Source organism: Citrobacter sp. CK185, assembly GCF_030333565.1.
GTDB classification, from domain to species: Bacteria; Pseudomonadota; Gammaproteobacteria; order Enterobacterales; family Enterobacteriaceae; genus Citrobacter_B; species Citrobacter_B koseri.
The window spans coordinates 43,009-66,850 of record NZ_JAOWFR010000015.1 but is presented as its reverse complement, the minus strand read 5'-3'; the positions used below and the strand labels follow the sequence as shown (position 1 = coordinate 66,850).

21 protein-coding genes and 1 riboswitch are annotated in these 23,842 nt (G+C 55.3%); of the genes, 12 read left to right on the top strand and 9 right to left on the bottom strand.

Translation table 11 applies throughout. The annotated features are described in order from the left end of the window. Positions 1–4 precede the first annotated feature (4 nt). Positions 5–406 (top strand): nickel-responsive transcriptional regulator NikR, encoded by a 402-nt coding sequence (gene nikR, locus OGV79_RS02570; RefSeq protein WP_012135616.1) that lies wholly within the window; start codon positions 5–7, stop codon positions 404–406. 104 nt (positions 407–510) lie between these two features. Here the strand turns inward: nikR and OGV79_RS02565 are convergent, their stop codons facing one another. From OGV79_RS02565 to OGV79_RS02555, 3 genes are read right to left on the bottom strand one after another with little or no spacing between them, the layout of a single operon-like run. Continuing rightward, positions 511–1,635, bottom strand: a complete 1,125-nt coding sequence (locus tag OGV79_RS02565; RefSeq protein WP_049011518.1) for an ABC transporter permease — start codon at positions 1,633–1,635, stop codon at positions 511–513. Next, on the bottom strand, positions 1,635–4,382 hold the full coding sequence (rbbA, locus tag OGV79_RS02560; RefSeq protein ID WP_200075915.1) for a ribosome-associated ATPase/putative transporter RbbA: 2,748 nt from the start codon (positions 4,380–4,382) through the stop codon (positions 1,635–1,637). Before rbbA ends, OGV79_RS02565 begins: the two co-directional genes overlap by 1 nt. Beyond that, a complete protein-coding gene (locus tag OGV79_RS02555) occupies positions 4,379–5,446 on the bottom strand; it encodes an HlyD family secretion protein (protein WP_012135621.1) in 1,068 nt (355 codons plus the stop codon). Before OGV79_RS02555 ends, rbbA begins: the two co-directional genes overlap by 4 nt. A 413-nt stretch (positions 5,447–5,859) precedes the next feature. Continuing rightward, a riboswitch (M-box (ykoK) riboswitch) is annotated at positions 5,860–6,043 on the top strand. A 56-nt stretch (positions 6,044–6,099) separates the two neighbouring features. Here OGV79_RS02555 and OGV79_RS02550 point away from each other — a divergent pair. Then, the gene (locus tag OGV79_RS02550) at positions 6,100–7,113 is read left to right on the top strand and encodes a magnesium transporter (RefSeq protein ID WP_049011520.1); all 1,014 of its coding nucleotides are present in this window, start codon (positions 6,100–6,102) and stop codon (positions 7,111–7,113) included. A 37-nt stretch (positions 7,114–7,150) separates the two neighbouring features. Here the strand turns inward: OGV79_RS02550 and OGV79_RS02545 are convergent, their stop codons facing one another. Next, the gene (locus tag OGV79_RS02545) at positions 7,151–8,344 is read right to left on the bottom strand and encodes a BaiN/RdsA family NAD(P)/FAD-dependent oxidoreductase (RefSeq protein WP_047460455.1); all 1,194 of its coding nucleotides are present in this window, start codon (positions 8,342–8,344) and stop codon (positions 7,151–7,153) included. Between the two features lie 230 nt (positions 8,345–8,574). Between OGV79_RS02545 and pitA the strand changes: the two genes are divergently transcribed. The 3 genes from pitA to OGV79_RS02530 all read left to right on the top strand — a co-directional run bounded on the left by pitA (position 8,575) and on the right by OGV79_RS02530 (position 11,111). Then, positions 8,575–10,071 (top strand): inorganic phosphate transporter PitA, encoded by a 1,497-nt coding sequence (gene pitA, locus OGV79_RS02540; RefSeq protein WP_012135626.1) that lies wholly within the window; start codon positions 8,575–8,577, stop codon positions 10,069–10,071. A gap of 265 nt (positions 10,072–10,336) precedes the next feature. Continuing rightward, positions 10,337–10,726: a polymorphic toxin type 44 domain-containing protein gene (locus OGV79_RS02535; protein ID WP_071259290.1), complete on the top strand. Its 390-nt coding sequence runs from the start codon at positions 10,337–10,339 to the stop codon at positions 10,724–10,726. Beyond that, on the top strand, positions 10,704–11,111 hold the full coding sequence (locus OGV79_RS02530; RefSeq protein ID WP_071259288.1) for a hypothetical protein: 408 nt from the start codon (positions 10,704–10,706) through the stop codon (positions 11,109–11,111). Before OGV79_RS02535 ends, OGV79_RS02530 begins: the two co-directional genes overlap by 23 nt. A gap of 47 nt (positions 11,112–11,158) precedes the next feature. On the opposite strand, the gene uspB is transcribed toward OGV79_RS02530, so the two are convergent. After that, positions 11,159–11,494: a universal stress protein UspB gene (gene uspB, locus OGV79_RS02525; RefSeq protein WP_012135627.1), complete on the bottom strand. Its 336-nt coding sequence runs from the start codon at positions 11,492–11,494 to the stop codon at positions 11,159–11,161. 391 nt (positions 11,495–11,885) lie between these two features. On the opposite strand from uspB, the gene uspA reads away from it, so the two are divergent. From uspA to nadS, 4 genes are all read left to right on the top strand, one after another. Beyond that, positions 11,886–12,320 (top strand): universal stress protein UspA, encoded by a 435-nt coding sequence (gene uspA / locus OGV79_RS02520; RefSeq protein ID WP_000323571.1) that lies wholly within the window; start codon positions 11,886–11,888, stop codon positions 12,318–12,320. Between the two features lie 299 nt (positions 12,321–12,619). Next, the gene (gene dtpB / locus OGV79_RS02515) at positions 12,620–14,092 is read left to right on the top strand and encodes a dipeptide/tripeptide permease DtpB (protein WP_286467083.1); all 1,473 of its coding nucleotides are present in this window, start codon (positions 12,620–12,622) and stop codon (positions 14,090–14,092) included. Between the two features lie 112 nt (positions 14,093–14,204). Then, positions 14,205–14,546 (top strand): type II toxin-antitoxin system RelE/ParE family toxin, encoded by a 342-nt coding sequence (locus OGV79_RS02510; protein ID WP_048902455.1) that lies wholly within the window; start codon positions 14,205–14,207, stop codon positions 14,544–14,546. Further along, positions 14,543–14,830, top strand: coding sequence for a NadS family protein (gene nadS / locus OGV79_RS02505; protein ID WP_058668245.1), 288 nt, complete (start codon positions 14,543–14,545; stop codon positions 14,828–14,830). Before OGV79_RS02510 ends, nadS begins: the two co-directional genes overlap by 4 nt. A 65-nt stretch (positions 14,831–14,895) precedes the next feature. Here nadS and OGV79_RS02500 read toward each other — a convergent pair whose 3' ends face one another. Then, a complete protein-coding gene (locus OGV79_RS02500) occupies positions 14,896–15,399 on the bottom strand; it encodes an RrF2 family transcriptional regulator (protein ID WP_012135633.1) in 504 nt (167 codons plus the stop codon). A 233-nt stretch (positions 15,400–15,632) separates the two neighbouring features. On the opposite strand from OGV79_RS02500, the gene OGV79_RS02495 reads away from it, so the two are divergent. Then, positions 15,633–16,835, top strand: a complete 1,203-nt coding sequence (locus OGV79_RS02495) for an NAD(P)/FAD-dependent oxidoreductase (protein WP_071259286.1) — start codon at positions 15,633–15,635, stop codon at positions 16,833–16,835. Between the two features lie 74 nt (positions 16,836–16,909). On the opposite strand, the gene rsmJ is transcribed toward OGV79_RS02495, so the two are convergent. Both rsmJ and prlC read right to left on the bottom strand, forming a co-directional pair. Beyond that, positions 16,910–17,668 carry a 16S rRNA (guanine(1516)-N(2))-methyltransferase RsmJ gene (gene rsmJ / locus OGV79_RS02490; RefSeq protein WP_071259284.1) on the bottom strand — a complete coding sequence of 253 codons (759 nt, stop codon included), beginning with the start codon at positions 17,666–17,668 and terminating at the stop codon, positions 16,910–16,912. A gap of 8 nt (positions 17,669–17,676) precedes the next feature. Next, positions 17,677–19,719 (bottom strand): oligopeptidase A, encoded by a 2,043-nt coding sequence (prlC, locus tag OGV79_RS02485; protein WP_081353211.1) that lies wholly within the window; start codon positions 19,717–19,719, stop codon positions 17,677–17,679. Positions 19,720–19,925: 206 nt separating this feature from the next. Between prlC and OGV79_RS02480 the strand changes: the two genes are divergently transcribed. After that, positions 19,926–20,768 carry a 23S rRNA (adenine(2030)-N(6))-methyltransferase RlmJ gene (locus OGV79_RS02480; RefSeq protein WP_071259280.1) on the top strand — a complete coding sequence of 281 codons (843 nt, stop codon included), beginning with the start codon at positions 19,926–19,928 and terminating at the stop codon, positions 20,766–20,768. A 104-nt stretch (positions 20,769–20,872) separates the two neighbouring features. Beyond that, positions 20,873–22,225 (top strand): glutathione-disulfide reductase, encoded by a 1,353-nt coding sequence (gene gorA, locus OGV79_RS02475; protein WP_047460436.1) that lies wholly within the window; start codon positions 20,873–20,875, stop codon positions 22,223–22,225. Positions 22,226–22,370: 145 nt separating this feature from the next. Here gorA and OGV79_RS02470 read toward each other — a convergent pair whose 3' ends face one another. Further along, on the bottom strand, positions 22,371–23,765 hold the full coding sequence (locus tag OGV79_RS02470; RefSeq protein WP_071259278.1) for a cytochrome-c peroxidase: 1,395 nt from the start codon (positions 23,763–23,765) through the stop codon (positions 22,371–22,373). Between the last annotated feature and the right edge of the window lie 77 nt (positions 23,766–23,842).

Here is a 23,842-nt window from a genome sequence, read left to right as displayed (position 1 = left end):
TCAGATGCAACGTGTCACTATTACTCTCGATGATGATTTACTCGAAACGCTGGATAGCCTGAGCCAGCGCCGGGGCTACAACAACCGCTCCGAAGCGATTCGTGACATTCTGCGCGGCGCGCTGGCGCAGGAGGCCACGCAGGAGCACGGCACCCAGGGCTTCGCGGTGCTCTCGTATGTTTATGAGCATGAGAAACGCGATTTAGCCAGCCGCATCGTTTCCACTCAGCATCATCACCATGATTTGTCGGTGGCGACGCTGCATGTACACATTAATCACGACGACTGTCTGGAGATCGCCGTACTGAAAGGCGACATGGGCGACGTTCAGCATTTTGCCGATGACGTCATCGCCCAGCGCGGCGTGCGCCACGGTCATTTGCAGTGTTTGCCGAAGGAAGAGTGATTGCCCGTTTCGTTGCCGGGGGCGCTTCGCTTGCCCGGCCTACGTCCGTTTCCGTTGGTAGTTCACAGGCCGGATAAGGCGCAGCCGCCATCCGGCAATAATGTTTACGCCATCGTGCCAATCGTCTTTCTGAAACGCAGCAGTGCTATCAGGAAGAAAGCGCTGCCGATCGCCAGCAGCGTCAGAAACTGCGGCCAGACGATGCCAAACCCGGCGCCGCGATAAAGTATCGCCTGCGCGAGGCTGACAAAGTGAGTGGTCGGCATCGTCAGCATGATGTCCTGCACCATCTGCGGCATACTTTCACGCGGCGTGGAACCGCCGGAGAGCATCTGCAACGGCAGCAGCACCAGAATCATCAGCAGCCCCAGTTGCGGCATCGAACGCGCCAGGGTGCCCATAAAAATGCCGATAGACGTGGTGGCGAACAGGCTTAACGCGACACCCAGCATAAACAGCGGAATGGAGCCCTCAATCGGCACGCCGAGTGCCCCCTTTACCATCAGCATCAGCGACAGCCCGGAAACCACCAGCACCACCAGCCCCATCGACCAGACCTTCGCCATCATGATCTCAAACGGGGTGATCGGCATCACCAGCAGGTGTTCAATCGTCCCGTGCTCCCGCTCGCGGATCAGCGCCGAGCCGGTCAGCACAATCGCCAGCATGGTGATGTTATTAATAATCGCCATTACGCCGCCGAACCATGCCGGGTCCAGATTCGGGTTGAAGCGCATCCGGGTTTCCAGCGAGACCAGCGGCTCGCTATTGTCGCGGTAACGCGCCACAAAGCTGTTCACCTCGCCGCTGATGATGTTCTGGATATAGCTGTTGCCGGTAAACGCCTGACTCATGCGCGTCGCATCGACGTTCACCTGAATATCCGGCTGCCGCCCCGCCAGCACATCCCGTTGGAAATTGGGCGGAATATTGACGGCAAAGGTGTAACGTCCGGCATCCAGTCCGGCGTCCATCTCATCGGCGGTGATCATCTCCGGCGGCAGGAACCACGGGCGATAGAAGCTGTTCACAATGCGATTCGACAGCTGAGACTGGTCCATATCGGCAATCGCGATTGGCGCAAGGTGCAGCGAACCCGGCAGAACGGTGGCGGAGGAGTACACCGAAATCGTGAAGGCAAAGACAATCAGCGTCAGCATTGCCTTATCCCCCAGCAGGCTGCGTAACTCTTTGATGCCGAGGTTATAAATATTGCGTAATCGGCGCATCACCCCTCCTGTTTTTTCAGCAGCAATACGCTCAGGCCAATCACCAGCGGAATGGCGATCGCCAACGGCACGAACAGCGGCCAGAGATCCATCAGATCCAGTGCTTTCGAGAACGTACCGCGCGCGATCGTCAGAAAATGGCTGGTCGGGTAGATCTCGCCGATCCATCTCCCCGGCCCTTCCAGCGACGCCACCGGGTCGATCATCCCGGAGAACTGCGTCGCCGGGATCAGCGTAATGATCGAGGTGCCGAAAATCGCGGCGATCTGGCTTTTCATAAACGTCGAAATCAGCAGCCCCATCCCGGTGGCGATGGTGACGTAAAGCAGCGCCGCCAGGGTGAGCGTCAGGAAGCTGCCCTTATGCGGCACGCCAAAAACAAACACCGACAGCGCACAGAGCAACAGGAAGTTCAGCATCCCCAGCGCGATGTACGGCAACTGTTTACCGAGTAAAAATTCGCTGCGGGTGGTCGGCGTCACATACAAGTTAATAATCGATCCCAGCTCTTTTTCACGCACCACGCTCAGGGCGCTGAGCATCGACGGGATCATCATCAACAGCAGCGGAATCACCGCCGGCACAATCGCTGGCAGGCTTTTCACATCCGGGTTGTAGCGATAGCGCGTTTCAATGGTCATCAGCCCGCCCTGGCTGCTGGCATTCGGCTGACGGCTCGCCACATCCTGTAGCCAGCTCTGGTGCATCGCCTGTACGTATCCCCTTACCGTTTCGGCGCGACTGGGCATTGCGCCATCTACCCACACGCCAATCTGCACCGGCGTGCCGCGGGCGATATCCCGTCCAAAATTGGGCGGAAGTTCTATCGCGACCGCCACCTCGCCCGAGCGCATACGCCGGTCAAGATCGTCATAGCTGGTGAGCGGCGGCTGCTCGATAAAATAGCGAGACCCCGCCAGGTTCAACGACCAGGCCTGGCTGCTGACGGTCCGATCGCGATCGAGCACGGCAAAGCGCAGGTTTTCCACATCCATGCTGATACCGTAGCCCATGATCAGCATCAAAATGACCGTCCCCAGCAAGGCCAGCGTTGATCGTACCGGATCGCGGCGCAGCTCCAGCGCTTCACGGCGGCTGTAGCTGAACAGGCGTCGCAGACTAAAACCCTGGCGCGGCGGTTTACCCGCTTTATGCACGTCTGGCGCGTCCGCTGTCGGCAGCGGTGATACTGGCGCTGGCCCTGCGGCTTCCTGTAACCAGGAGATAAACGCCTCTTCAAGACTGGCAGCGCCCCGCCGCTCTACCAGTTCCTGCGGCGTGCCGCTGGCAAGCACCTTTCCGGCGTGCATCAGCGACATACGGTCACAGCGTTCCGCTTCGTTCATAAAGTGGGTGGAGATAAAAATGGTCACCTTATCCTGGCGCGACAGATCCACCATCAACTGCCAGAACATATCCCTGGCGACCGGGTCCACGCCGGAGGTCGGCTCATCCAGAATCAGCATTTCCGGGCGATGGATCACCGCCACCGCCAGCGACAAACGCTGGCGAATACCGAGCGGCAGCGCCTCCGGCAGCATATCTTCGACGTCAGAGAGCATAAAACGCTCGCTCATCTGCGCTACGCGCTGCGGAATCTCTGCGTCCGGGATGTGGAACAGGCGGGCATGTAGCTCCAGGTTTTGCCGCACGGTCAGCTCGCTGTAGAGTGAAAACGCCTGCGACATGTAACCCACCCGGCGGCGGGTTTCGATATCCTTCGGGTCAACCGCCTGTCCGAACAGCCAGGCTTCCCCTTCGCTGGCAGGCAGCAGCCCGGTGAGCATTTTCATGGTGGTGGACTTGCCGCAGCCGTTCGAGCCCAGAAAACCAAAAATCTCTCCGCGCGGGATGCGGAAATTGACGTGATCGACGGCGACGAAATTGCCAAACCGCATGGTCAGATCTTTCGCCTCAATAGCGATCTCTTCCTGCGTCGCATCATAAGGCGGGATAACAACGGGTTTGTGCGCCTGGCGCTGCGCCTCTGGCAACAGGGCGATAAACGCCTGCTCCAGCGTGGCGCTGCCGGTTTTGTCCCGCAGTTCTTGCGCACTGCCCGTCGCCATCACTTCACCTGCGTTCATCGCCACCAGCCAGTCGAAACGCTCGGCTTCTTCCATATAGGCCGTGGCGACCAGCACGCTCATGTTAGTCTGCCGCTGACGAATGCTGTCGATCAACGCCCAGAACTGGGCGCGGGAAAGCGGGTCAACCCCGGTGGTAGGCTCATCAAGAATCAGCAGTTCCGGGTCATGGATCAGCGCGCAGCACAGCCCCAGTTTTTGTTTCATGCCGCCCGAGAGCTTCCCCGCCGGGCGATCGCGAAACGGCGCCAGCCCGGTGCTGTTCAGCAGATCGGTAATTCGCGCTTCACGCTCCGCTTTATCATGCCCGAAGAGACGCGCGAAGAAATCGACGTTCTCATACACCGACAGCGTATGGTAGAGGTTCTTTCCCAGCCCCTGCGGCATCCAGGCTATCCGTGGGCAGACATCGCGGCGGTGCGTCGCGTCGCGCATGTCGCCGCCCAGCACCCGCACATTGCCCTGCTCGATAACGCGCGCGCCGGAGATAAGCGACAGCAGGCTCGACTTACCGACGCCATCCGGGCCAATCAGCCCCACCATACAGCGAGCGGGGATATCCAGCGTGATGTTGTTCAGCGCCACCGTTGCCCCGTAATGCTGACTCACGCCGTCAAGGTGCGCCACGGGAGGAATGGGAAGACGCGCCAGGTTCGTCATTGCGGTAGCCTCACCGCCAGATCGTCAGGCCAGGGGCGCTGTTCATCCAGCCGCACCCATGCCATACCCGGCAAACCGGTTTTCACGTATTCCAGATGCTGCTGTAACAGCGCTGGCGGGATACGCGCCTTCACGCGGAACATCAGCTTCAGCCGTTCATCGCTGGTTTCGACGGTTTTCGGCGTGAACTGCGCGACGCTGGCGACAAAACTGATGGTGGCCGGAATGCGCAGGCTGGGCGCGGCATCCAGCACCAGGCGCGCTTCTCCGCCAATTTTCAGCAGGCCGGCCTGCTCGGTCGGCAGGAAGAAGGTCATGTAGACATCGCTGAGATCGACCATATTCAGCACCCGGCCGCCCGCAGACAGCACCTCTCCCGGTTCGGCAACGCGGTACTGGACGCGGCCATCTCGCGGCGCTTTTAATTCACTGTCATCGATGTCCGCCACAATGCGTCGTTCGGTAGCCTGCGCCGCGTCTACGCGGGTCTGCGCCTGAATAATGCTGGTGCGGGCCGCTTCAATCGCCGCTTTCGTCGCAGAGACCTGGGCTTTGGCGGATTCCAGCGCGGCGCGAGCGCTTTCGGCAGCGGCGCGATCGTCATCCAGCTGTTGAGCGGAAACCGCACCGCGCTGCGACAGCGAGCGGGAACGCACATGACGTTTGGAGACCGAATCCAGCTCGGCTTCACGCTGCTTCACCACCGACTGGGCGGCGCGCGTTTCGCTCTGGCGTTGCTCCAGCAGGGCGCGCGCGGCGGCAACCGCGCTTTCAGCCTCTTTGATTTGCGCGATGGCTTCCAGCCGCTGTTCCTGCAACACGCGGGTGTCCATCTTCGCCAGCACCTCGCCCTGGCGCACAAACTGCCCTTCCGACACCAGAATGGTGTCAATTCGACCGGCGATTTTGGTGGCAATATCGACTTCTGTTGCCTCAATTCTGCCGTTGCTGGCGGCAAAGCCATCCGGTACGCCAGCAGGACGTAGCATCCACCACGCTACGGCTGCTATTGCCACCAGGATGCCAACACTCCACCACACCAGATGACGCTTTATTTTGTCCATATCCGACCCGCCGTGATCCCTGTTAGCCAACAATGCGTGTCACAACACCCCCGAACACATGTTCAGCGGGATATTCCATCCGGGATAAGAAGGAAAAAAAGAAAATGGCCAGACGGCATGCAGGCGTCAGCGCGGCGCTCGCCGTAAAGGAAAGTGAATGACGGAAATGCTCGAAAAACGGGTACTAATGTTGTCATCATCAGCGTTCCTGGCCGTAAATGAAACACGCATACTCATATGTACTATCAATGAAATACTAACACCAATACCCGTGATGTCTATTCACTTCATTCTTTAATGGGTTTCGCTGGCTTTTATTGGCAGAGAGACGATGTGGTATATCAACCGTTGATAAACCATCTAAATTATAAACATTGTGAATGGTTAACATTCTCTATACTGGCGGCTCATTTTATTGATCTCGTTATGGCGAGGCTCCTGCACAAATATAAGTTACCGCCCTGCTGGTATCGAGAGAGACCACTCAGGGAAATACAGGCATCCATCGAATCAAGGTGTTGCCAAGGTAACTTCTGACGATATCACTATCGGGCAGATACGTTGTGCAGTGCTAAAACCAGGACGTAGGGATCTGCCTGTGCTCATCCTGTCTTGTTCGCCCCTATGAGAGCTTTTTATAGGGAATTACATCAATGTCATCCATCCACGTTTGCAACGCACATCACCCGGCTCCGGCTTTTGACGGCGACGCTATCGCGCAATATATGCGTACCGATTTTATTACGCTGCCGGATCATCTCAGCGTTCATGAGGCGCGTGAATTCTTTGTGTCGCAACTCACCTCAGATGATATTCCCGGCCAGGTGTTTGTGGTTGCGGAAAAACAGCTGCGCGGGGTTTTATCCATCAAGAAACTTTTGCAGGCAAGCGACACGGCGCAATCTATCCGCGCCTTAATGGACAGTTGCCTGTTTCGCGTCAAACCCGACGACGAACGTCCACACATCATTGCCGAGCTGACCGAACGCCAGCTCGATCTGGTGCCGGTCGTCGATAAAGGCGAGCTGGTCGGCTGCCTGATGGAAAAAGAGATTGCCCATCTTCTGGAAGATGACGTCACTGAAGACGTGCAGCGCCAGGGGGCGACGCTGCCGCTGGAGAAACCGTATCTGGACATCAGCCCGTGGACGCTGTGGAAGAAACGTTCTGTGTGGCTGCTGTTGCTGTTTGTGGCGGAAGCCTATACCAGTAGCGTACTGCAACATTTCGAAGAGGCGCTGGAGTCAGCGATTGCGCTGGCCTTCTTCATTCCCCTGCTGATTGGCACCGGCGGCAACAGCGGCACGCAAATAACCTCTACGCTGGTGCGCGCAATGGCGCTGGGCGAAGTGCGGCTGCGCGACATGGGGCGGGTCATTCGCAAAGAGGCATCGACCTCGCTGCTGATCGCCATAACGCTGGGCCTGGCGGGTTGTCTGCGCGCCTGGATGATGGGTATCGGCGTGGAAATCACGCTGATCGTCAGCCTGACGCTGGTATGCATTACGCTGTGGAGCGCGGTGGTGTCATCAGTGATCCCGATGGTGCTCAAGCGCATCGGCATCGACCCTGCGGTGGTCTCTGCGCCGTTTATCGCCACGCTGATCGACGGCACCGGACTGATTATCTACTTTAAAATCGCCCAGTATTTTCTTGGCCTGAACTGACAATTTCGCCCGACCGCTCTCTGGTCGGGCAAACCCGTTATCCTTCGCTCAGCGCCTGCGCGCATGCCCACGCGCTCGACCAGGCCCACTGGAAGTTATAGCCCCCCAGCCAACCGGTGACATCCATCACCTCGCCGATAAAATAAAGCCCCGGCACTTTTCGGGCCTCCATCGTGCGCGAAGAAAGTTCATCGGTGTTCACGCCGCCAAGCGTCACTTCCGCCGTGCGATAGCCTTCCGTACCATTAGGCTGTACGCGCCATTCGGTCAGCGTTTCAATCAGCGCTTGCTGCTCGCGTGCGTTCAACTGTTTCAGGGAAACATCCGGGATCTGCCCAAGCTGCTGTAAACATTCCACCAGGCGCTTCGGCAACTGCATCGCCAGCGTATTTTTCAGGCTTTGATTCGGGTGCGCGCAACGTTGTTCATTGAGGAAATCATCAGGATCGACCTCCGGCAGCAAATTGATGCTGACAAATTCGCCGGGCTGCCAGAAACTCGAAATCTGTAAAACCGCCGGGCCTGACAGCCCGCGGTGGGTAAAGAGCAGATTTTCACGGAATACCGTACCGTCCTGCGCCGCGATCACCGCAGGCACCGAAACGCCGGATAACACCTGAAGCTGCTCCAGCAGCGGTTTATGCAACGTGAAGGGCACCAGCCCGGCGCGGGTCGGCAGGACATCCAGACCAAACTGTTCGGCAATTTTATAACCCAACGGCGACGCGCCCAGACCGGGCATGGAGAGACCGCCCGTGGCGATCACCACTTTTTTCGCCGCGACCGTCATGCCGTTCAGTTCCAGGGTAAACCCTTCGTCATCACGCGCAATGCTGAGCACTTCGCTGCGCAGGCGCATCGTCACGTTGCCCTTTGCGCATTCCGCCACCAGCATATCGACAATTTGCTGCGCAGAGTCGTCGCAGAACAGCTGGCCGAGCGTTTTTTCATGCCAGGCGATGCCGTGTTTGCCCACCAGATCGATAAAGTCCCACTGGGTGTAACGCGCCAGCGCCGATTTGCAGAAATGGGGGTTCTGGCTCAGATAGGCAGCAGGTTCGACATACAGATTCGTGAAGTTGCAGCGCCCGCCGCCGGACATCAGGATCTTACGCCCCGGTTTTTTACCATTATCGATGAGCAGCACGCGGCGACCCGCCTGACCGGCCTGCGCCGCACAGAACATACCCGCCGCGCCAGCGCCTATAATAACGGCATCAAACCTTTCCACTTTGCGATCCTCTCTGAAAACAGGGCGTGAATTGTAAAGATTCCTCAGTGGTCGCACCAGCGACAAAATCAATGGATATGAGTATTTAATTGAATTCTATAAGATAATTCTTTAGTGGCATGACATTAAGCAGGCGTTATATCAAAAAAAGTCTATATTTCACTTTGCCCGCGCCGCGAAAGTCACTGATAATGCGCCGCGTTCATGTCCTCAAAATGGCGTAACGTCCTATGCTACATTTGTTTGCTGGCCTGGATTTACATACCGGGCTTTTATTATTGCTTGCTCTGGCTTTTGTGCTGTTCTACGAAGCGATTAACGGCTTCCATGATACAGCCAACGCAGTGGCAACCGTGATTTATACCCGTGCGATGCGTTCGCAACTGGCGGTTGTTATGGCTGCGGTCTTTAACTTCTTTGGCGTTCTACTGGGCGGTCTGAGTGTAGCCTATGCCATCGTGCATATGTTGCCTACGGATTTGCTGCTTAACATGGGTTCCGCACATGGCCTCGCTATGGTGTTCTCTATGTTGCTGGCGGCCATTATCTGGAACCTCGGTACATGGTACTTTGGTCTGCCTGCCTCCAGTTCCCATACGCTGATTGGCGCCATCATTGGTATCGGTTTAACCAATGCAATGATGACCGGCACTTCAGTGGTGGATGCGCTAAATATACCTAAAGTTATCAATATCTTTGGGTCATTGATTGTCTCCCCTATCGTAGGCTTGGTGTTTGCTGGCGGTCTGATCTTTTTGCTGCGTCGCTACTGGAGCGGCACTAAAAAGCGCGCACGTATCCACCTGACCCCTGCTGAACGTGAAAAGAAAGACGGTAAGAAAAAGCCGCCATTCTGGACGCGTATCGCACTTATCCTCTCGGCTATCGGCGTGGCGTTCTCTCATGGCGCTAACGATGGTCAGAAAGGCATTGGTCTGGTCATGCTGGTTCTGATTGGCGTGGCGCCTGCGGGCTTCGTCGTCAATATGAACGCATCCGGCTATGAAATTACCCGTACCCGCGACGCCATCAACAACGTCGAAACGTACTTCCAGCAGCACCCTGATCTGCTGAAAAAAGTCACCGGCGTGGATCAGCTGATTCCCGCACCGGAACCGGGCGCGACAGAACCCGCAGAGTTCCATTGCCACCCGGCGAATACCATCAATGCGCTTGATCGCGCGAAAGGTATGCTGGCGAATCTGGAAAGCTACGACACGTTAAGCGTTGACCAGCGTAGCCAGCTGCGTCGCATTATGCTGTGCATCTCCGACACGACCGATAAAGTCGTGAAGCTGCCTGGCGTAAGCAATGACGACCAGCGTCTGCTGAAAAAACTGAAAACCGATATGCTGAGCACCATTGAGTACGCGCCGATCTGGATAATCATGGCCGTCGCGCTGGCGCTGGGTATTGGCACCATGATCGGCTGGCGCCGCGTGGCGACCACCATCGGTGAGAAGATTGGTAAGAAAGGCATGACCTATGCGCAAGGGATGTCGGCGCAGATGACGGCCGCAGTCTCTATCGGTCTCGCCAGCTACACCGGTATGCCGGTATCCACCACACACGTCCTTTCTTCCTCCGTCGCGGGGACAATGGTTGTGGACGGTGGCGGTCTACAGCGCAAAACGGTCACCAGCATTCTGATGGCCTGGGTGTTTACCCTGCCAGCGGCAATTATTCTGTCCGGCGTGCTGTACTGGATCTCGCTGAAGATTATCTAAGCGCGACCGTGCCGGATGGCGGCGATGCCTTATCCGGCCTACAAAAACGCAGCACGTAGGCTTTAAAGCGACGCGCCATCAGGCAAAGGAATGCAGAATCAACCGTATTGAGCGGGTCAGGAAACTGACCCGCTTTTTTTATATGCGCCGTTTTTCTATTAACTCTCTACTTTCATTAGGAAAATCTGAACACTTTTTGTTCAGATTATCGATACGCGAGAAACTATCATGCCGGGCAGGATTAAAACCGAACACTGGAGGATGTATGGCTTCCGTTCCAACCCCTGGCCCTGGTTCAATTGTTATAGCTAACAACATGCGTGAAGCACGCCAAAATGGAATGTCTCGTAATATGGCCACGGCTTCTACTTACTACTGGTTCTATCAAAAAGTCAGAAATGGCGGCCCATGGGATTATAAAAAATTCGATCCGTATTTCGCAGCATTTGGCAATTTCAACTTCGGTGCCGCAGGGACTGCTGCAGGCATTCCTGCAAAGATCCTCCTTATTGGCGGGGGTTGGGCTCAGAACCGCGCAGGTACTTCAAAACCTGAATGGGGTAAATGGTACGATAAACCACCTTACGGTGATGACCCAACGGATCAGCGCAATATCAGAGAAGGAATAGACTATGCCATTCAGAACGGCTATTAGATGGCTCCATCGGCTTGTCACGCTTGTACTTCTCATCGTGGTTACAGGTTTTGCCTGGTTAAATCATCAGCCCGCCCCTCGCAGTGACGACGAGTTGCAGCGCGTTTATCAAGTTTCAGATTGCGTCTGGCTGTACATGACTGTGAATCATCAGGGTGGCGCAACCGTACCTACCATTTACCGATATTATCTGTCGAATAAGCTAGAGGGCAAAGACACAGACATTATCCAGCAACTCTCTACGAAATCTCCCGTCATTGAGGGTACTGGCACTATTACGAATGCCAGCCCAGATAAAAACGGGGCGGTGAGCATTTCTTATAGCGGTAAAGTTATCTCGATTCAGGACAATATCTCAGACCTCCGGTTCACAGTTGCGCCCTGAGCCGGATGATAAAAAGGCGAGGATATCCTCGCCTTTTTTATTTTTGCTCAGTGCCAAATCAACAGCGCAACCATACTGATCAGCACCAGACCGCATAATGCGCTGGTGAGGATGAACTGGCCGCGAACGCGTTCACAACGGCGGATGAATTCATCATCGTGGTGATCGCGATAACGTTGCGCGTAGATATACCACACCAGACGCATCTGTTTGTTGGGTTGACCATGCGAGGTAAAGAAGCCACCTCCATCCACATATTGGTAGAGCAATGGATCGCAACCACGCAGTACCACTAACAGCGCGCGTAACGATGAGAAATAGCGCGCCATATTAACAATGCAAACGACACATAAAGCCCAGAATAATGCGACGGTGCTTATCATACCTCCTCCCCGGCGACCCGCCCACGGAGCTCCTCTCCGGGACTACCGCTCCCCCGATACTCAGCCAGACAGTTCAGTGAAAGAGTCCTGCTAAACCGTTCACGCCAGTGCCCTGCATCCGAACGGCTCTATTAAATAGTGTAGGAGATCAGTTAATTTTTTTGCCAGAAGGTTAACCGCTATCAATGCAATTAACTGAAAATTTTGTTTAACTGATTGGCAAGCAAGGCGGATTGACGGATTATCCAGGTCGCTATAATGTAAGGATAGTTTTTACATTCACTTCTCGGCTGGGCTAGCCCCGCGCTGTAGTTCGCAGGACGCGGGTGACGCGGCGGCACAAGAAACGCTAGCTGGCTAGTCATCGACAACTTATGGAAGGAGTAACACTATGGCTTACAAACACATTCTCATCGCGGTTGACCTTTCCCCGGAAAGTAAAGTTCTGGTAGAAAAAGCGGTTTCAATGGCGCGTCCTTACAACGCGAAAGTCTCTCTTATCCACGTTGATGTCAATTACTCTGACCTGTACACCGGCCTGATCGACGTGAATCTGGGCGATATGCAAAAACGCATCTCTGAAGAAACACACCATGCGCTGACCGAACTTTCCACCAATGCCGGTTACCCTATCACCGAAACCCTGAGCGGCAGCGGCGATCTGGGTCAGGTACTGGTTGACGCGATCAAAAAATACGATATGGATCTGGTCGTTTGCGGTCATCATCAGGACTTCTGGAGCAAACTGATGTCTTCAGCACGCCAGTTGATTAATACCGTGCATGTCGACATGCTGATTGTTCCGCTGCGCGACGAAGAAGAGTAAGTTCCTGTTGTGCCGGATGGCGGCTGACGCCTTATCCGGCCTGGCATTCATCAGCCCGATATACACAGCGCCCGCCAATGCGGGCGTTTTTGTTTATGCCTTCCCTCGAACGCATTCCAGTACAACATTCCAGACCACAAATCATAATTAGTGTGATCAACTAATTAGATCGAAAACCATCTCTATAATAATCTATTCATTCGGTTAATGACCGCAGTCTATAACAGAGTCAGACTTTTTCGGCGCGTTTTGGCATACGCGTTCATACTTTTCGGGATGGCATTGAAAGGCGAAGGAATATGAATACAACTGCACCTACGGGCTTGCTACAGCAACCCCGTCCGTTCTTCATGATCTTTTTTGTGGAATTATGGGAGCGATTCGGCTATTACGGCGTCCAGGGCATCCTGGCGGTTTTCTTTGTTAAACAGCTTGGCTTCTCTCAGGAACAGGCATTTATCACCTTTGGCGCATTTGCCGCACTGGTGTACGGCCTGATATCCATTGGCGGCTACGTTGGCGATCACCTGCTGGGAACTAAGCGTACCCTGGTACTGGGGGCGATTGTCCTGGCGATCGGCTACTTCATGACCGGGTTATCGTTACTGAAACCGAACCTGATTTTTATCGCGCTAGGGACGATTGCCGTCGGTAACGGGCTGTTTAAAGCCAACCCTGCGAGCCTGCTGTCCAAGTGTTACCTGCCCAAAGACCCCCGTCTGGACGGCGCGTTCACCCTGTTTTATATGTCGATTAACATCGGGTCGCTGCTGTCGCTCTCCCTCGCCCCGGTCATCGCCGACAAATTCGGCTATGCCGTTACCTATAACCTGTGCGGCGCCGGGCTGATTGTCGCGCTGCTGGTCTACTTCGCCTGTCGCGGCATGGTGAAAGATATCGGTTCAGAGCCGGACCATAAGCCGCTGAGCTTCCGTAATCTGCTCGCCGTACTGATCGGCACCATCGCCATGATTTTCCTCTGCGCCTGGCTGATGCATAACGTAAAAATCGCCAACCTGGTACTGATCGTCCTGTCGATCGTGGTCATCATTTTCTTCTTCCGTGAAGCGTTTCGTCTGGATAAAACCGGACGCAACAAAATGTTCGTCGCTTTTATCCTGATGCTTGAAGCGGTGCTGTTTTATATTCTGTACGCACAGATGCCTACATCGCTGAATTTCTTCGCAATCAATAACGTACATCACGATATTCTCGGTTTTACCATTAACCCGGTCAGCTTCCAGGCGCTGAATCCGTTCTGGGTGGTGGTTGCCAGTCCGGTACTGGCGGCGATTTACACGCGTCTGGGGAGCAAAGGCAAAGATCTGACCATGCCGATGAAGTTTACGCTGGGCATGTTCCTCTGTTCGCTGGGCTTTTTGACCGCCGCCGCCGCAGGCATGTGGTTCGCCGATGCGCAGGGGCTGACTTCACCGTGGTTTATCGTGCTGGTGTACCTGTTCCAGAGTCTGGGTGAGTTGCTGATTAGCGCCCTGGGGCTGGCAATGGTTGCCGCGCTGGTGCCTCAGCACCTGATGGGCTTTATTCTCGGGATGTGGTTCCTGACGCAGGCGGCGGCTTTCCTGCTGGGCGGCTATGTCGCAACCTTCACCGCCGTACCGGAAAATATCACCGACCCGCTCCAGACGCTGCCTATCTACACCGGCGTGTTCAGCAAAATAGGCCTCGTCACACTGGCGGTCACCGTTGTGATGGCGATTATGGTGCCGTGGTTGAACCGGATGATTAATACGCCGGATAGCAGTAAATAAGCGTCAACTTTTAGTTCTGACCGCGAGTAACATCGCGGTTTTTTTTATCTGTTAACTCTTACTATGTAAGAGTATAATTTAAACAAACAGGTCATCATGGACGGACATGACCATGAACTACATTGAATTTATTGAGACTTCTGTCTTTGCCCGCCAGCGGGAAGCTCTGCTCACCGAGGATGAATATCGCGCATTTCAGGAAATGCTCATTATAAACCCGCTGGAAGGTGATTTAATTCAGGGTACAGGTGGTTGCAGGAAAGTTCGTTTTGCTCCAGCAAGCCACTGTAAGGGAAAAAGCGGCGGGATTCGTAGTATTTACTATTTTCAAAATAGCGAAGGGCGTATCTGGCTTTTCATGGCTTACCCTAAGAACAAAAAGGATAGTCTGAGCGGCGAAGAAAAAAACGCCCTCAAATCCATCATTCACCAACTAAAAGAGGGCTCGTTATGAACGATTTCTTTAAAGATCTGATGGAATCTGCAAGCGAGGCCGTTGAAATCAGCCAGGGTCGCAAACCTGCTGCCCGAATCACCCGATATGAACTTCCAGATGTCAAAGCTATCAGGAAGAAAGCCAATATGAAGCAGAATGAGTTTGCACAGGCAATAGGCGTCTCATCTTCCCTGATTCAGGCCTGGGAGCAGAAGAGGCGTATCCCTACCGGAACTTATCTTAAGGTTCTTCGGGTGATAGAGCGTAATCCAGAGATGGTTAATCTTTTCAAAACAGTCTAATCGCAACATAGTCCGATAAGCACAGCGCTATCGGACATAGCCGCATCCGGCCTGCGTTCGGGCATTTACCCTTTACGCGCGTCAATCCATTCCTGCACTTCAACCACAAAGGTCTCTGGCGCTTTGCGGTACATCTTACGCGCCAGATCGAGAATGGTATGCTGCCCTAACGCTTCTTCCATACGCTGCTGCGCCATGTCCATTACCGAGCGCACGCCGCAGATACCTTCGCAGGCCCACGCCGGAGGTTGCTCATCAAAAACAGCCAGACGCTGGCGAATTTCACGGCATTCAAAGATGCGCTTGTCACCGTCAATGGCGTTGACCACATCCAGCACCGTGATGTGTTCAGCAGGCCTGGCGAGCTGAAAACCACCGCCTTTGCCTTCGATGCTGCGCACCAGGCCCGCTTTCGACAGACGGGTAAAAATCTTGGCCAGATAGTCGTAGGGCACGCTTTGCAGGTCAGCAATTTCGCGAACGCTCATATCGCGGGCGTCGCCTTTGCTGTCCACCATACACATCAGGCTATGGATGCCGTACTCAACCCCGGAACTGTAGAATGCCATGCTCTTATCTCAGCCAAAATAATTCTGAGTTATTGTAGCTTTTTCGACAGGCGCTTGCCAGACAGAGAACCACAGCACATTAGGAATTAAAATTTAATTCATTATTTATCATAATGATAACCAACAGATCTGGATCATTTTCCACCGGATCGCACAAATGACATTGCATTCATTAACTACGACTAATAAAATCCGAGTAAATAACTTCATCGTTAACATTGAGTGCAACCTAAATGCGTAAACAAATTCTGATCGTTGGTGCAGGTTTTTCCGGGATGTGGGCCGCGCTGAGCGCCGCCCGTCTGGCAGATAAACACCAGAATGACACAATTGATATCACCGTTATCGCCCCACAACCCGAACTTCGCGTACGCCCTCGCTTTTATGAAAATGCCGTCCAGACGCTGGTCGCTCCCCTGCAACCGCTGTTCGACGAAACCGGCGTCAACTTCCTGCGCGGGACGGTTGCGCAGATCCTTCCCGACTCAAAAGAGGTGAGCTGGGCGGATGCCTCCGGCAAAACGCACTTGCATCGCTACGACCGTTTGATTCTGGCAAGCGGCAGCCACGTTAACCGTTCACTCGTAACGGGCGCAGATGCGCATGCGTTCGATCTGGATCAACTGGAAAGCGCCGCCGTACTGGAGCAGCACCTGAAGGATCTGGCGAACAAAGAAGAAAGCGCCGCGCGCAATACCGTTGTTGTTTGCGGCGGCGGCTTTACCGGGATCGAGATGGCGCTGGAGTTGCCTGGCCGTTTGCGTGATATTCTCGGCGCTGATGCTAAGACCAGAGTAGTCGTAGTTGAACGCGGCCCCCAGCCTGGCGCTCGCTACAGCGAAGAACTGCGCAACGTGATTATCGAAGCGTCGGCAGAGCTGGGCGTGGAGTGGCTGGTGAATACGGAAGTGGAAAGCGTGGACGCAACGGGCATCACGCTGAAAGACGGGCAAACCATCGCGTCGCAAACCGTCATTTGGACCGTCGGCGTTCAGGCGAACGATCTGACCGGGCAGATTGACGCTCCGCGCGACCGTCAGGGGCGTTTACATGTGAACGCTCAGCTTCAGGTGGTGGGTCACGATGACATTTATGCCACTGGCGATGTGGCGTACGCCGCAACCGATGACAAAGGCAATCATGCGTTAATGACCTGCCAGCACGCGATTCTGCTGGGCAAGTTTGCCGGGAATAACGCGGCCGCTGACCTGCTGGAGGTCGCTCCTCTGCCGTATCGTCAGGAAAACTATGTCACCTGTCTGGATCTTGGCGCATGGGGCGCGGTCTACACCGAAGGCTGGGATCAGCAGGTAAAACTGACGCGTGCGGAAGCGAAAAAACTCAAGCTGTCGATTGTCAGCGAGCTGATCTATCCACCGAAGGCCGACAGAGCCGTGGCGTTTGAGATTGCCGATCCGCTGGCGCCGTTTGTTTAGTCAGCCTTGCCGGATGGCGGCGTACCCTGCACTGAACCGTAGGCCCGATAAGCGAAGCGCCATCGGGCAATTCGTTACTCCACCAACGCCGTACCGGCATAAATATCAAACCGGTGGCCTTTGGTGACAACCGCGTTCGGCGTGGCGACATCCGCTAACGGTGGCGCGTAATCCGGGCGCTTCACCACGACCCGTTTGGTCGCCAGCTGGCGCGCTGGCGCCAGCAAACCATCGGCATCAAGATCCGGCCCGACCAGCGACTGAAACACCCGCATCTCTTTTTTCACCAATGCGCTTTTCTGCTTATGCGGGAACATCGGATCGAGATAAACCACCTGCGGGCGCGGCGTGATATCCGTCAGCGCCGTCAGGCTGGAGGCATGGATCAACTGCAAGCGCTCCTGCAACCACGGGCCGATTTCCGGGTCAGCATACCCGCGCGCCAGACCGTCATCCAGCAACGCCGCGACCACCGGGTTGCGCTCCAGCATGCGCACTCGACACCCCACGGAAGCCAGCACAAAAGCATCGCGCCCCAGTCCCGCCGTCGCATCGACCACATCCGGCAGGTAATCGCCTTTAATGCCGACCGCTTTCGCGACCGCTTCGCCACGACCGCCGCCGAACTTGCGGCGATGGGCCATCGCCCCGCCGACAAAATCGACAAAGATGCCGCCAAGCTTCGGCTCATCGCGCTTACGCAGCTCCAGATGCGCAGTCGTCAGCACCAGCGCCATCGGGTTGTTTTCGTCATGCTCTAACCCCCAGCGGGCGGCAAGAACAGATAAGGCGCCGTCTCTGGCGCCTGTTTCATCAACTAAGCAGATCTTCACGTACGCTATCAGCCTTTAATGCCGTAGTGCGTCAGCATCGCGTCCAGCTGCGGTTCACGACCACGGAAGCGCTTGAACAGCTCCATCGGCTCTTCCGAACCGCCGCGAGTCAGGATGTTGTCGAGGAACGACTGCCCGGTATCGCGGTTGAAAATGCCTTCTTCCTCAAAGCGCGAGAAGGCATCCGCCGCCAGTACATCGGCCCACAGATAGCTGTAGTAACCTGCCGCATATCCCCCGGCGAAAATATGGCTGAAGGCGTGCGGGAAGCGACCCCATGACGGCCCCGGCACCACGGCGACCTGTTTTTTGATTTCAGAAAGCGTTTCCAGAATTTTCGCCCCTTGTTCCGGGTTAAATTCCGCATGCAGACGGAAGTCGAACAGGCCAAACTCCAGCTGACGCAGAATAAACAGCGCCGCCTGGTAGTTCTTCGCCGCCAGCATTTTATCCAGCAGTTCCTTCGGCAGCGGTTCGCCGGTCTCGTAGTGACCGGAGATAAACGCCAGCGCGTCCGGCTCCCAGCACCAGTTTTCCATAAACTGGCTCGGCAGTTCGACCGCATCCCACGGCACGCCGCTGATGCCGGAAACGCCCGCCGTTTCGATGCGGGTCAGCATGTGGTGCAGACCGTGGCCGAACTCGTGGAACAGGGTGATCACTTCATCATGCGTGAACAGCGCCGGCTTACCGTTAACCGGACGGTTAAAGTTACAGGTCAGGTAGGCGACCGGTTTTTGCAGCGAGCCATCGGCTTTGCGCATCTGGCCGACGCAGTCATCCATCCACGCCCCGCCACGCTTGTGCTCACGCGCATACAGATCGAGGTAGAAGCTGCCGCGCAGTTCGTTATTTTCGTCATACAGCTCGAAGAAGCGCACGTCGGGATGCCAGACATCCACATCGTTACGCTCTCTGGCCGTAATGCCGTAAATGCGTTGTACCACTTCAAACAGGCCGTTCACGGCTTTGTTTTCCGGGAAGTACGGGCGCAGTTGCTCATCGCTGATGCTGTAAAGGTGCTGCTTCTGTTTCTCGCTGTAGTACGCGATATCCCACGGTTGCAGTTCATCGACGCCGAACGTCGCTTTCGCGAAGGCGCGCAGTTGCGCCAGCTCTTTTTCGCCCTGCGGACGCGCGCGTTTCGCCAGATCGGTTAAGAAATCCAGCACCTGCTGCGGGTTTTCCGCCATTTTGGTGGCGAGCGATTTAAAGGCATAGCTGTCGAAACCCAGCAGTTGCGCCAGTTCATGACGCAGCGCGAGGATCTCTTCCATCACCGGGCTGTTGTCCCATTTACCCGCATTCGGCCCCTGATCGGAGGCGCGCGTCACATAGGCGCGGTACATCTCTTCACGCAATGCCGGGTTGTCGCAGTAGGTCATCACCGGCAGATAGCTTGGAATATCCAGCGTCAGCAGCCAGCCTTCCTGTTCTTTCGCTTCCGCCTGCGCTTTCGCGGCGGCCAGAGCGCTTTCCGGCATACCCGCCAGTTCCGCGTCGTCAGTCACTAACTTCGTCCAGCCCATCGTAGCGTCGAGCACGTTGTTGCTGTACTGGTTACCCAGCTCGGACAGGCGAGTGGCGATTTCACCATAGCGCTGCTGTTTTTCCTTCGGCAGACCAATACCGGAAAGCTCAAAATCGCGCAGCGCGTTATCAACCGCTTTTTTCTGCGCGAGGTTCAGGGTCGCGTAATGGTCGCCATCGCGCAGGTCGCGGTACGCATTGTACAGACCCTCGTGCTGACCAACCCAGGTGCTGTATTCAGACAGCAGCGGCAGCGTCTGCTCATAGGCTTCGCGCAGTTCCGGGCTGTTTTTAACGGAATTCAGGTGGCTGACCGGAGAGAAAATGCGCCCCAGCACGTCGTCCACTTCCGCCAGCGGCTGGCAGAGATTTTCCCAGGTGTACGGCGCGCCCTGCGCCACTACCCGCTCCACGTTTTCACGGCAGTCATTCAGCGCCTTTGTCACGGCAGGCACCACATGCTCAGGCTGGATTTGGGAAAACGGCGGTAGCGAGAAAGGCGTCAGTAATGGATTGGTCATAAGCGCTGTCCTGTTGAATGAGGTGAATGAAGCGCGCATCCGGCGCTGTGCATATTTGTTTCAGATGGGGGTAAGTGTAGTGAATTTCAATGGCGAGCGTAGCGGAAAAATACCCGGTAGCGCTGCGCTTACCGGCCTACGGGTAATCTGCCCTTTTCTGCTGTAAACTGTGACAAATCGTCTATTTCAGCGGAATTTAATTACCCATGCTCAGTTATCGCCACAGCTTTCACGCTGGCAACCACGCCGACGTCCTCAAACACACTGTTCAGAGCCTGATTATCGAGTCGCTCAAAGAGAAAGAGAAACCGTTTCTTTATCTGGACACGCACGCTGGCGCTGGCCGTTATCAGCTGAGCGGCGAACACGCCGAACGCACCGGTGAATATATGGAAGGGATCGCCCGCATCTGGCAGCAGGACGATTTACCGGCCGAGCTGGAGCCTTATATCGGCGTGGTAGAACACTTTAACCGTAACGGGCAACTGCGTTACTACCCGGGTTCCCCGCTCATCGCCCGCCAGCTGCTGCGTGAGCAGGACAGCCTGCAACTGACGGAGCTGCATTCAAGCGATTTTCCGCTGCTGCGTTCTGAGTTTCAAAAAGACAGCCGTGCCCGCGTGGAGCGTGCCGACGGCTATATGCAGTTGAAGTCCAAACTGCCGCCGGTTTCGCGTCGCGGCCTGATCCTCATCGACCCGCCTTACGAAATGAAAACCGATTATCAGGCGGTCGTCAGCGGCATCAGCGAAGGGTATAAGCGCTTTGCCACCGGCACCTATGCGCTGTGGTATCCGGTGGTGTTACGCCAGCAAATTAAACGCATGATTCACGACCTGGAAGACACCGGAATCCGCAAAATCCTGCAAATTGAGCTGGCAGTACGCCCGGACAGCGACCAGCGCGGCATGACCGCCTCTGGCATGATCGTCATTAACCCGCCGTGGAAGCTGGAAAAGCAGATGAACAACGTGCTGCCGTGGCTGCACAGCAAGCTGGTTCCAGCGGGCACCGGGCACGCTTCCGTCAGCTGGATCGTGCCGGAGTAATCACAGCCATCGGTGGAACCTTTTAATTCCAGGTATACAATCGCGAATATTTTGGCGAATGGCATTGCGCTCATTCGCCCTACAATGAACATGAAGGAGCGGTCATGACCAAACACTATGATTACATCGCGATCGGCGGCGGAAGCGGCGGTATTGCCTCGATTAACCGTGCCGCTATGTACGGTCAGAAATGTGCATTGATTGAAGCCAAAGAGCTGGGCGGCACCTGCGTCAACGTCGGTTGCGTCCCTAAAAAAGTGATGTGGCATGCCGCGCAGATTCGCGAAGCGATCCATATGTACGGCCCGGACTACGGCTTTGACACCACCATCAACGCGTTCAACTGGGACACGCTGATTGCCAGCCGCACGGCCTATATCGACCGTATTCACACCTCGTACGACAACGTGCTGGGTAAAAATAACGTGGATGTGATCAAAGGCTTCGCCCGCTTCGTGGATGCCAGAACCCTTGAAGTGAATGGGGAAACGATCACCGCCGATCACATTCTGATCGCCACCGGCGGTCGCCCGAGCCATCCGTCCATTCCGGGTACGGAATACGGTATCGACTCCGACGGTTTCTTTGCGCTGCCTGCGCTGCCGGAGCGCGTTGCGGTGGTCGGCGCGGGTTACATCGCCGTAGAACTGGCTGGCGTGATTAACGGCCTGGGCGCCCAAACGCACCTGTTCGTGCGTAAACACGCGCCGCTGCGCAGCTTTGACCCGATGATCACCGAAACGCTGGTTGAAGTGATGAACACGGAAGGCCCGACGCTTCACACCCACGCGATCCCGAAAGCGGTGGTGAAAAACGCCGACGGCAGCCTGACCCTGCAACTGGAAGACGGTCGCAGCGAAACGGTGGATTGCCTGATTTGGGCGATTGGCCGCGAACCGGCAACCGACAACGTTAACCTTGCCGCCACCGGCGTGAAAACCAACGAAAAAGGGTACATCGTCGTCGATAAATTCCAGAATACCAGCGTGGAAGGTATTTATGCGGTGGGCGATAACACCGGAGCGGTTGAGCTGACGCCAGTCGCCGTGGCGGCGGGTCGTCGTCTCTCCGAACGTTTGTTCAACAACAAGCCGAACGAGCATCTGGACTACAGCAATATTCCGACCGTGGTCTTTAGCCACCCGCCGATTGGCACCGTGGGCCTGACCGAACCACAGGCGCGCGAACAGTACGGCGACGACCAGGTGAAAGTGTACAAATCATCGTTCACAGCCATGTACACTGCGGTGACGTCTCACCGTCAGCCCTGCCGCATGAAGCTGGTATGCGTCGGCGAAGACGAGAAGATTGTCGGTATTCACGGCATCGGCTTCGGGATGGATGAAATGTTGCAGGGCTTCGCGGTCGCACTGAAAATGGGCGCCACCAAGAAAGACTTCGACAACACCGTGGCGATTCACCCAACGGCGGCGGAAGAGTTCGTGACAATGCGTTAATCGTCGATAAGCGCCGGATGGTGTGATGATCCTGTCGGCCGATTAAGGCGTTTACGTCGCCATGCCCGATGGCGCTATGCTTATCGGGCCTACGCGTGCGGTTTTCGTAGGCCCGATAAAACCTCAGCCGTCATCCGGCATTCTTTTATTTTCCTTGCATATACGGCGTATACACCCCGTTCAGGCTTTCCAGGAACGCGACGATATCATCAATGTCTTTCTGCGGAATCTCTTTCCCCACCTGATAACGCAACATCAGTTTCACCGCTCCGTCGAGGGTTGGCACATCTCCACGGTGGAAATACGGCGCGGTCAGCGCAACGTTACGTAATCCGGGCACTTTCTGACGCAATTTATCGCGAACTTCATTGGTGACGTTCATACGTCCAATGTCCGCAGCGGTAATTTCGCCGAAATTAAAGTCTTTCTTCAGACCCAACGGCTCGAAGGAACGCCCACCGAGAATAATACCGCCGTGACAGGTCGCGCATTTATTCTCTTTGAACAGCTCATAGCCATGTTTCTGCTGCGCCGTCAGCGCATTTTCATCCCCTCGTAACCACTTATCGAAAGGCGAATTTGGCGTAATCAGCGTCTTCTCAAACTCGGCAATGGCATCCGTAATCGTTTCTCCGCTGAAGCCCTGCGGATATATCGCCGTGAACTGCTGTTTTAGCACCGGATCTTTATCGAGTTTCCCAATGATTTCATCCCAGGATTTAGAGGCCATTTCAATCGGGTTTAACGGCGGCCCACCAGCCTGCGCCTGCAACGTCGGCGCGCGACCATCCCAGAATTGCTCAACGTTAAAGATCGAGTTGAACACCGTTGGCGCGTTGATTGGCCCTACCGCGCCGCCCACGCCGATGGAGGTTTTCCTGCCGTCCACGCCGCCCGCGTTCAGCGCATGGCAATGCGCGCAGGAGATGGTGCTGTCACCCGATAAACGGGCATCGTGGTAGAGGGTAAAACCCAGTGCGACTTTTTGATCGTCAACCGGCAGTTTTTCGGGGACAGGCTGAACCGGCTCATTACGGTGCGCCGCCGCCGTATCCGCGCTGGCGTAGTAACGTTCGCGCTGTTTAGCGATCCAGCCGAGAATCTCCTCCCGCTCCGTATCACTGACCTTACCGGCCCAGTGCAGCGCGGTATAGCGCGTTGGCGGCATTGTTTCGTACTGCATCACCCATTCAATCTTATTCAGATCGCTTTGCGTGACGGGTTTATCCGCGACCAACGCGGCGCGTACTGCTTCAAGGTTGAAAGATTTATAGCCCAGTTGAATGTCATAATTCATCAACTGCTTAGCAACGGGAAAAGAGGAATAAAAAGGCAGTTCAGCAGAGGGGGTATGACAATAATCGCATCCCTTTTCCCGCAAAAAACCCAGGATTTTATTATTGTCTTCCAGCGTTGAGGCTTGCACATCAGCTTCTTTACTACGTTGATTATCGTGATACCAGACGTAACCAGATAATCCTAAATAACAAATCGCAATGCCTGCTATGGCTATCGCGGTAAGACGGGTAATGATTTTCATTATTTTACCCTCACTATAGTGAGATATTATGGCCCAGAAGATGAACATAAATCAGGCGTATGTCTTTATTAGACATA

Bases quoted from the DNA above. Each gene is read 5' to 3' on its own strand.
- nikR (WP_012135616.1), top strand. From the start codon at position 5: ATGCAACGTGTCACTATTACTCTCGATGATGATTTACTCGAAACGCTG.
- OGV79_RS02565 (WP_049011518.1), bottom strand. From the start codon at position 1,635: ATGCGCCGATTACGCAATATTTATAACCTCGGCATCAAAGAGTTACGC.
- rbbA (WP_200075915.1), bottom strand. From the start codon at position 4,382: ATGACGAACCTGGCGCGTCTTCCCATTCCTCCCGTGGCGCACCTTGAC.
- OGV79_RS02555 (WP_012135621.1), bottom strand. From the start codon at position 5,446: ATGGACAAAATAAAGCGTCATCTGGTGTGGTGGAGTGTTGGCATCCTG.
- OGV79_RS02550 (WP_049011520.1), top strand. From the start codon at position 6,100: ATGTCATCCATCCACGTTTGCAACGCACATCACCCGGCTCCGGCTTTT.
- pitA (WP_012135626.1), top strand. From the start codon at position 8,575: ATGCTACATTTGTTTGCTGGCCTGGATTTACATACCGGGCTTTTATTA.
- OGV79_RS02535 (WP_071259290.1), top strand. From the start codon at position 10,337: ATGGCTTCCGTTCCAACCCCTGGCCCTGGTTCAATTGTTATAGCTAAC.
- OGV79_RS02530 (WP_071259288.1), top strand. From the start codon at position 10,704: ATGCCATTCAGAACGGCTATTAGATGGCTCCATCGGCTTGTCACGCTT.
- uspB (WP_012135627.1), bottom strand. From the start codon at position 11,494: ATGATAAGCACCGTCGCATTATTCTGGGCTTTATGTGTCGTTTGCATT.
- uspA (WP_000323571.1), top strand. From the start codon at position 11,886: ATGGCTTACAAACACATTCTCATCGCGGTTGACCTTTCCCCGGAAAGT.
- dtpB (WP_286467083.1), top strand. From the start codon at position 12,620: ATGAATACAACTGCACCTACGGGCTTGCTACAGCAACCCCGTCCGTTC.
- OGV79_RS02510 (WP_048902455.1), top strand. From the start codon at position 14,205: ATGAACTACATTGAATTTATTGAGACTTCTGTCTTTGCCCGCCAGCGG.
- nadS (WP_058668245.1), top strand. From the start codon at position 14,543: ATGAACGATTTCTTTAAAGATCTGATGGAATCTGCAAGCGAGGCCGTT.
- OGV79_RS02500 (WP_012135633.1), bottom strand. From the start codon at position 15,399: ATGGCATTCTACAGTTCCGGGGTTGAGTACGGCATCCATAGCCTGATG.
- OGV79_RS02495 (WP_071259286.1), top strand. From the start codon at position 15,633: ATGCGTAAACAAATTCTGATCGTTGGTGCAGGTTTTTCCGGGATGTGG.
- prlC (WP_081353211.1), bottom strand. From the start codon at position 19,719: ATGACCAATCCATTACTGACGCCTTTCTCGCTACCGCCGTTTTCCCAA.
- OGV79_RS02480 (WP_071259280.1), top strand. From the start codon at position 19,926: ATGCTCAGTTATCGCCACAGCTTTCACGCTGGCAACCACGCCGACGTC.
- gorA (WP_047460436.1), top strand. From the start codon at position 20,873: ATGACCAAACACTATGATTACATCGCGATCGGCGGCGGAAGCGGCGGT.
- OGV79_RS02470 (WP_071259278.1), bottom strand. From the start codon at position 23,765: ATGAAAATCATTACCCGTCTTACCGCGATAGCCATAGCAGGCATTGCG.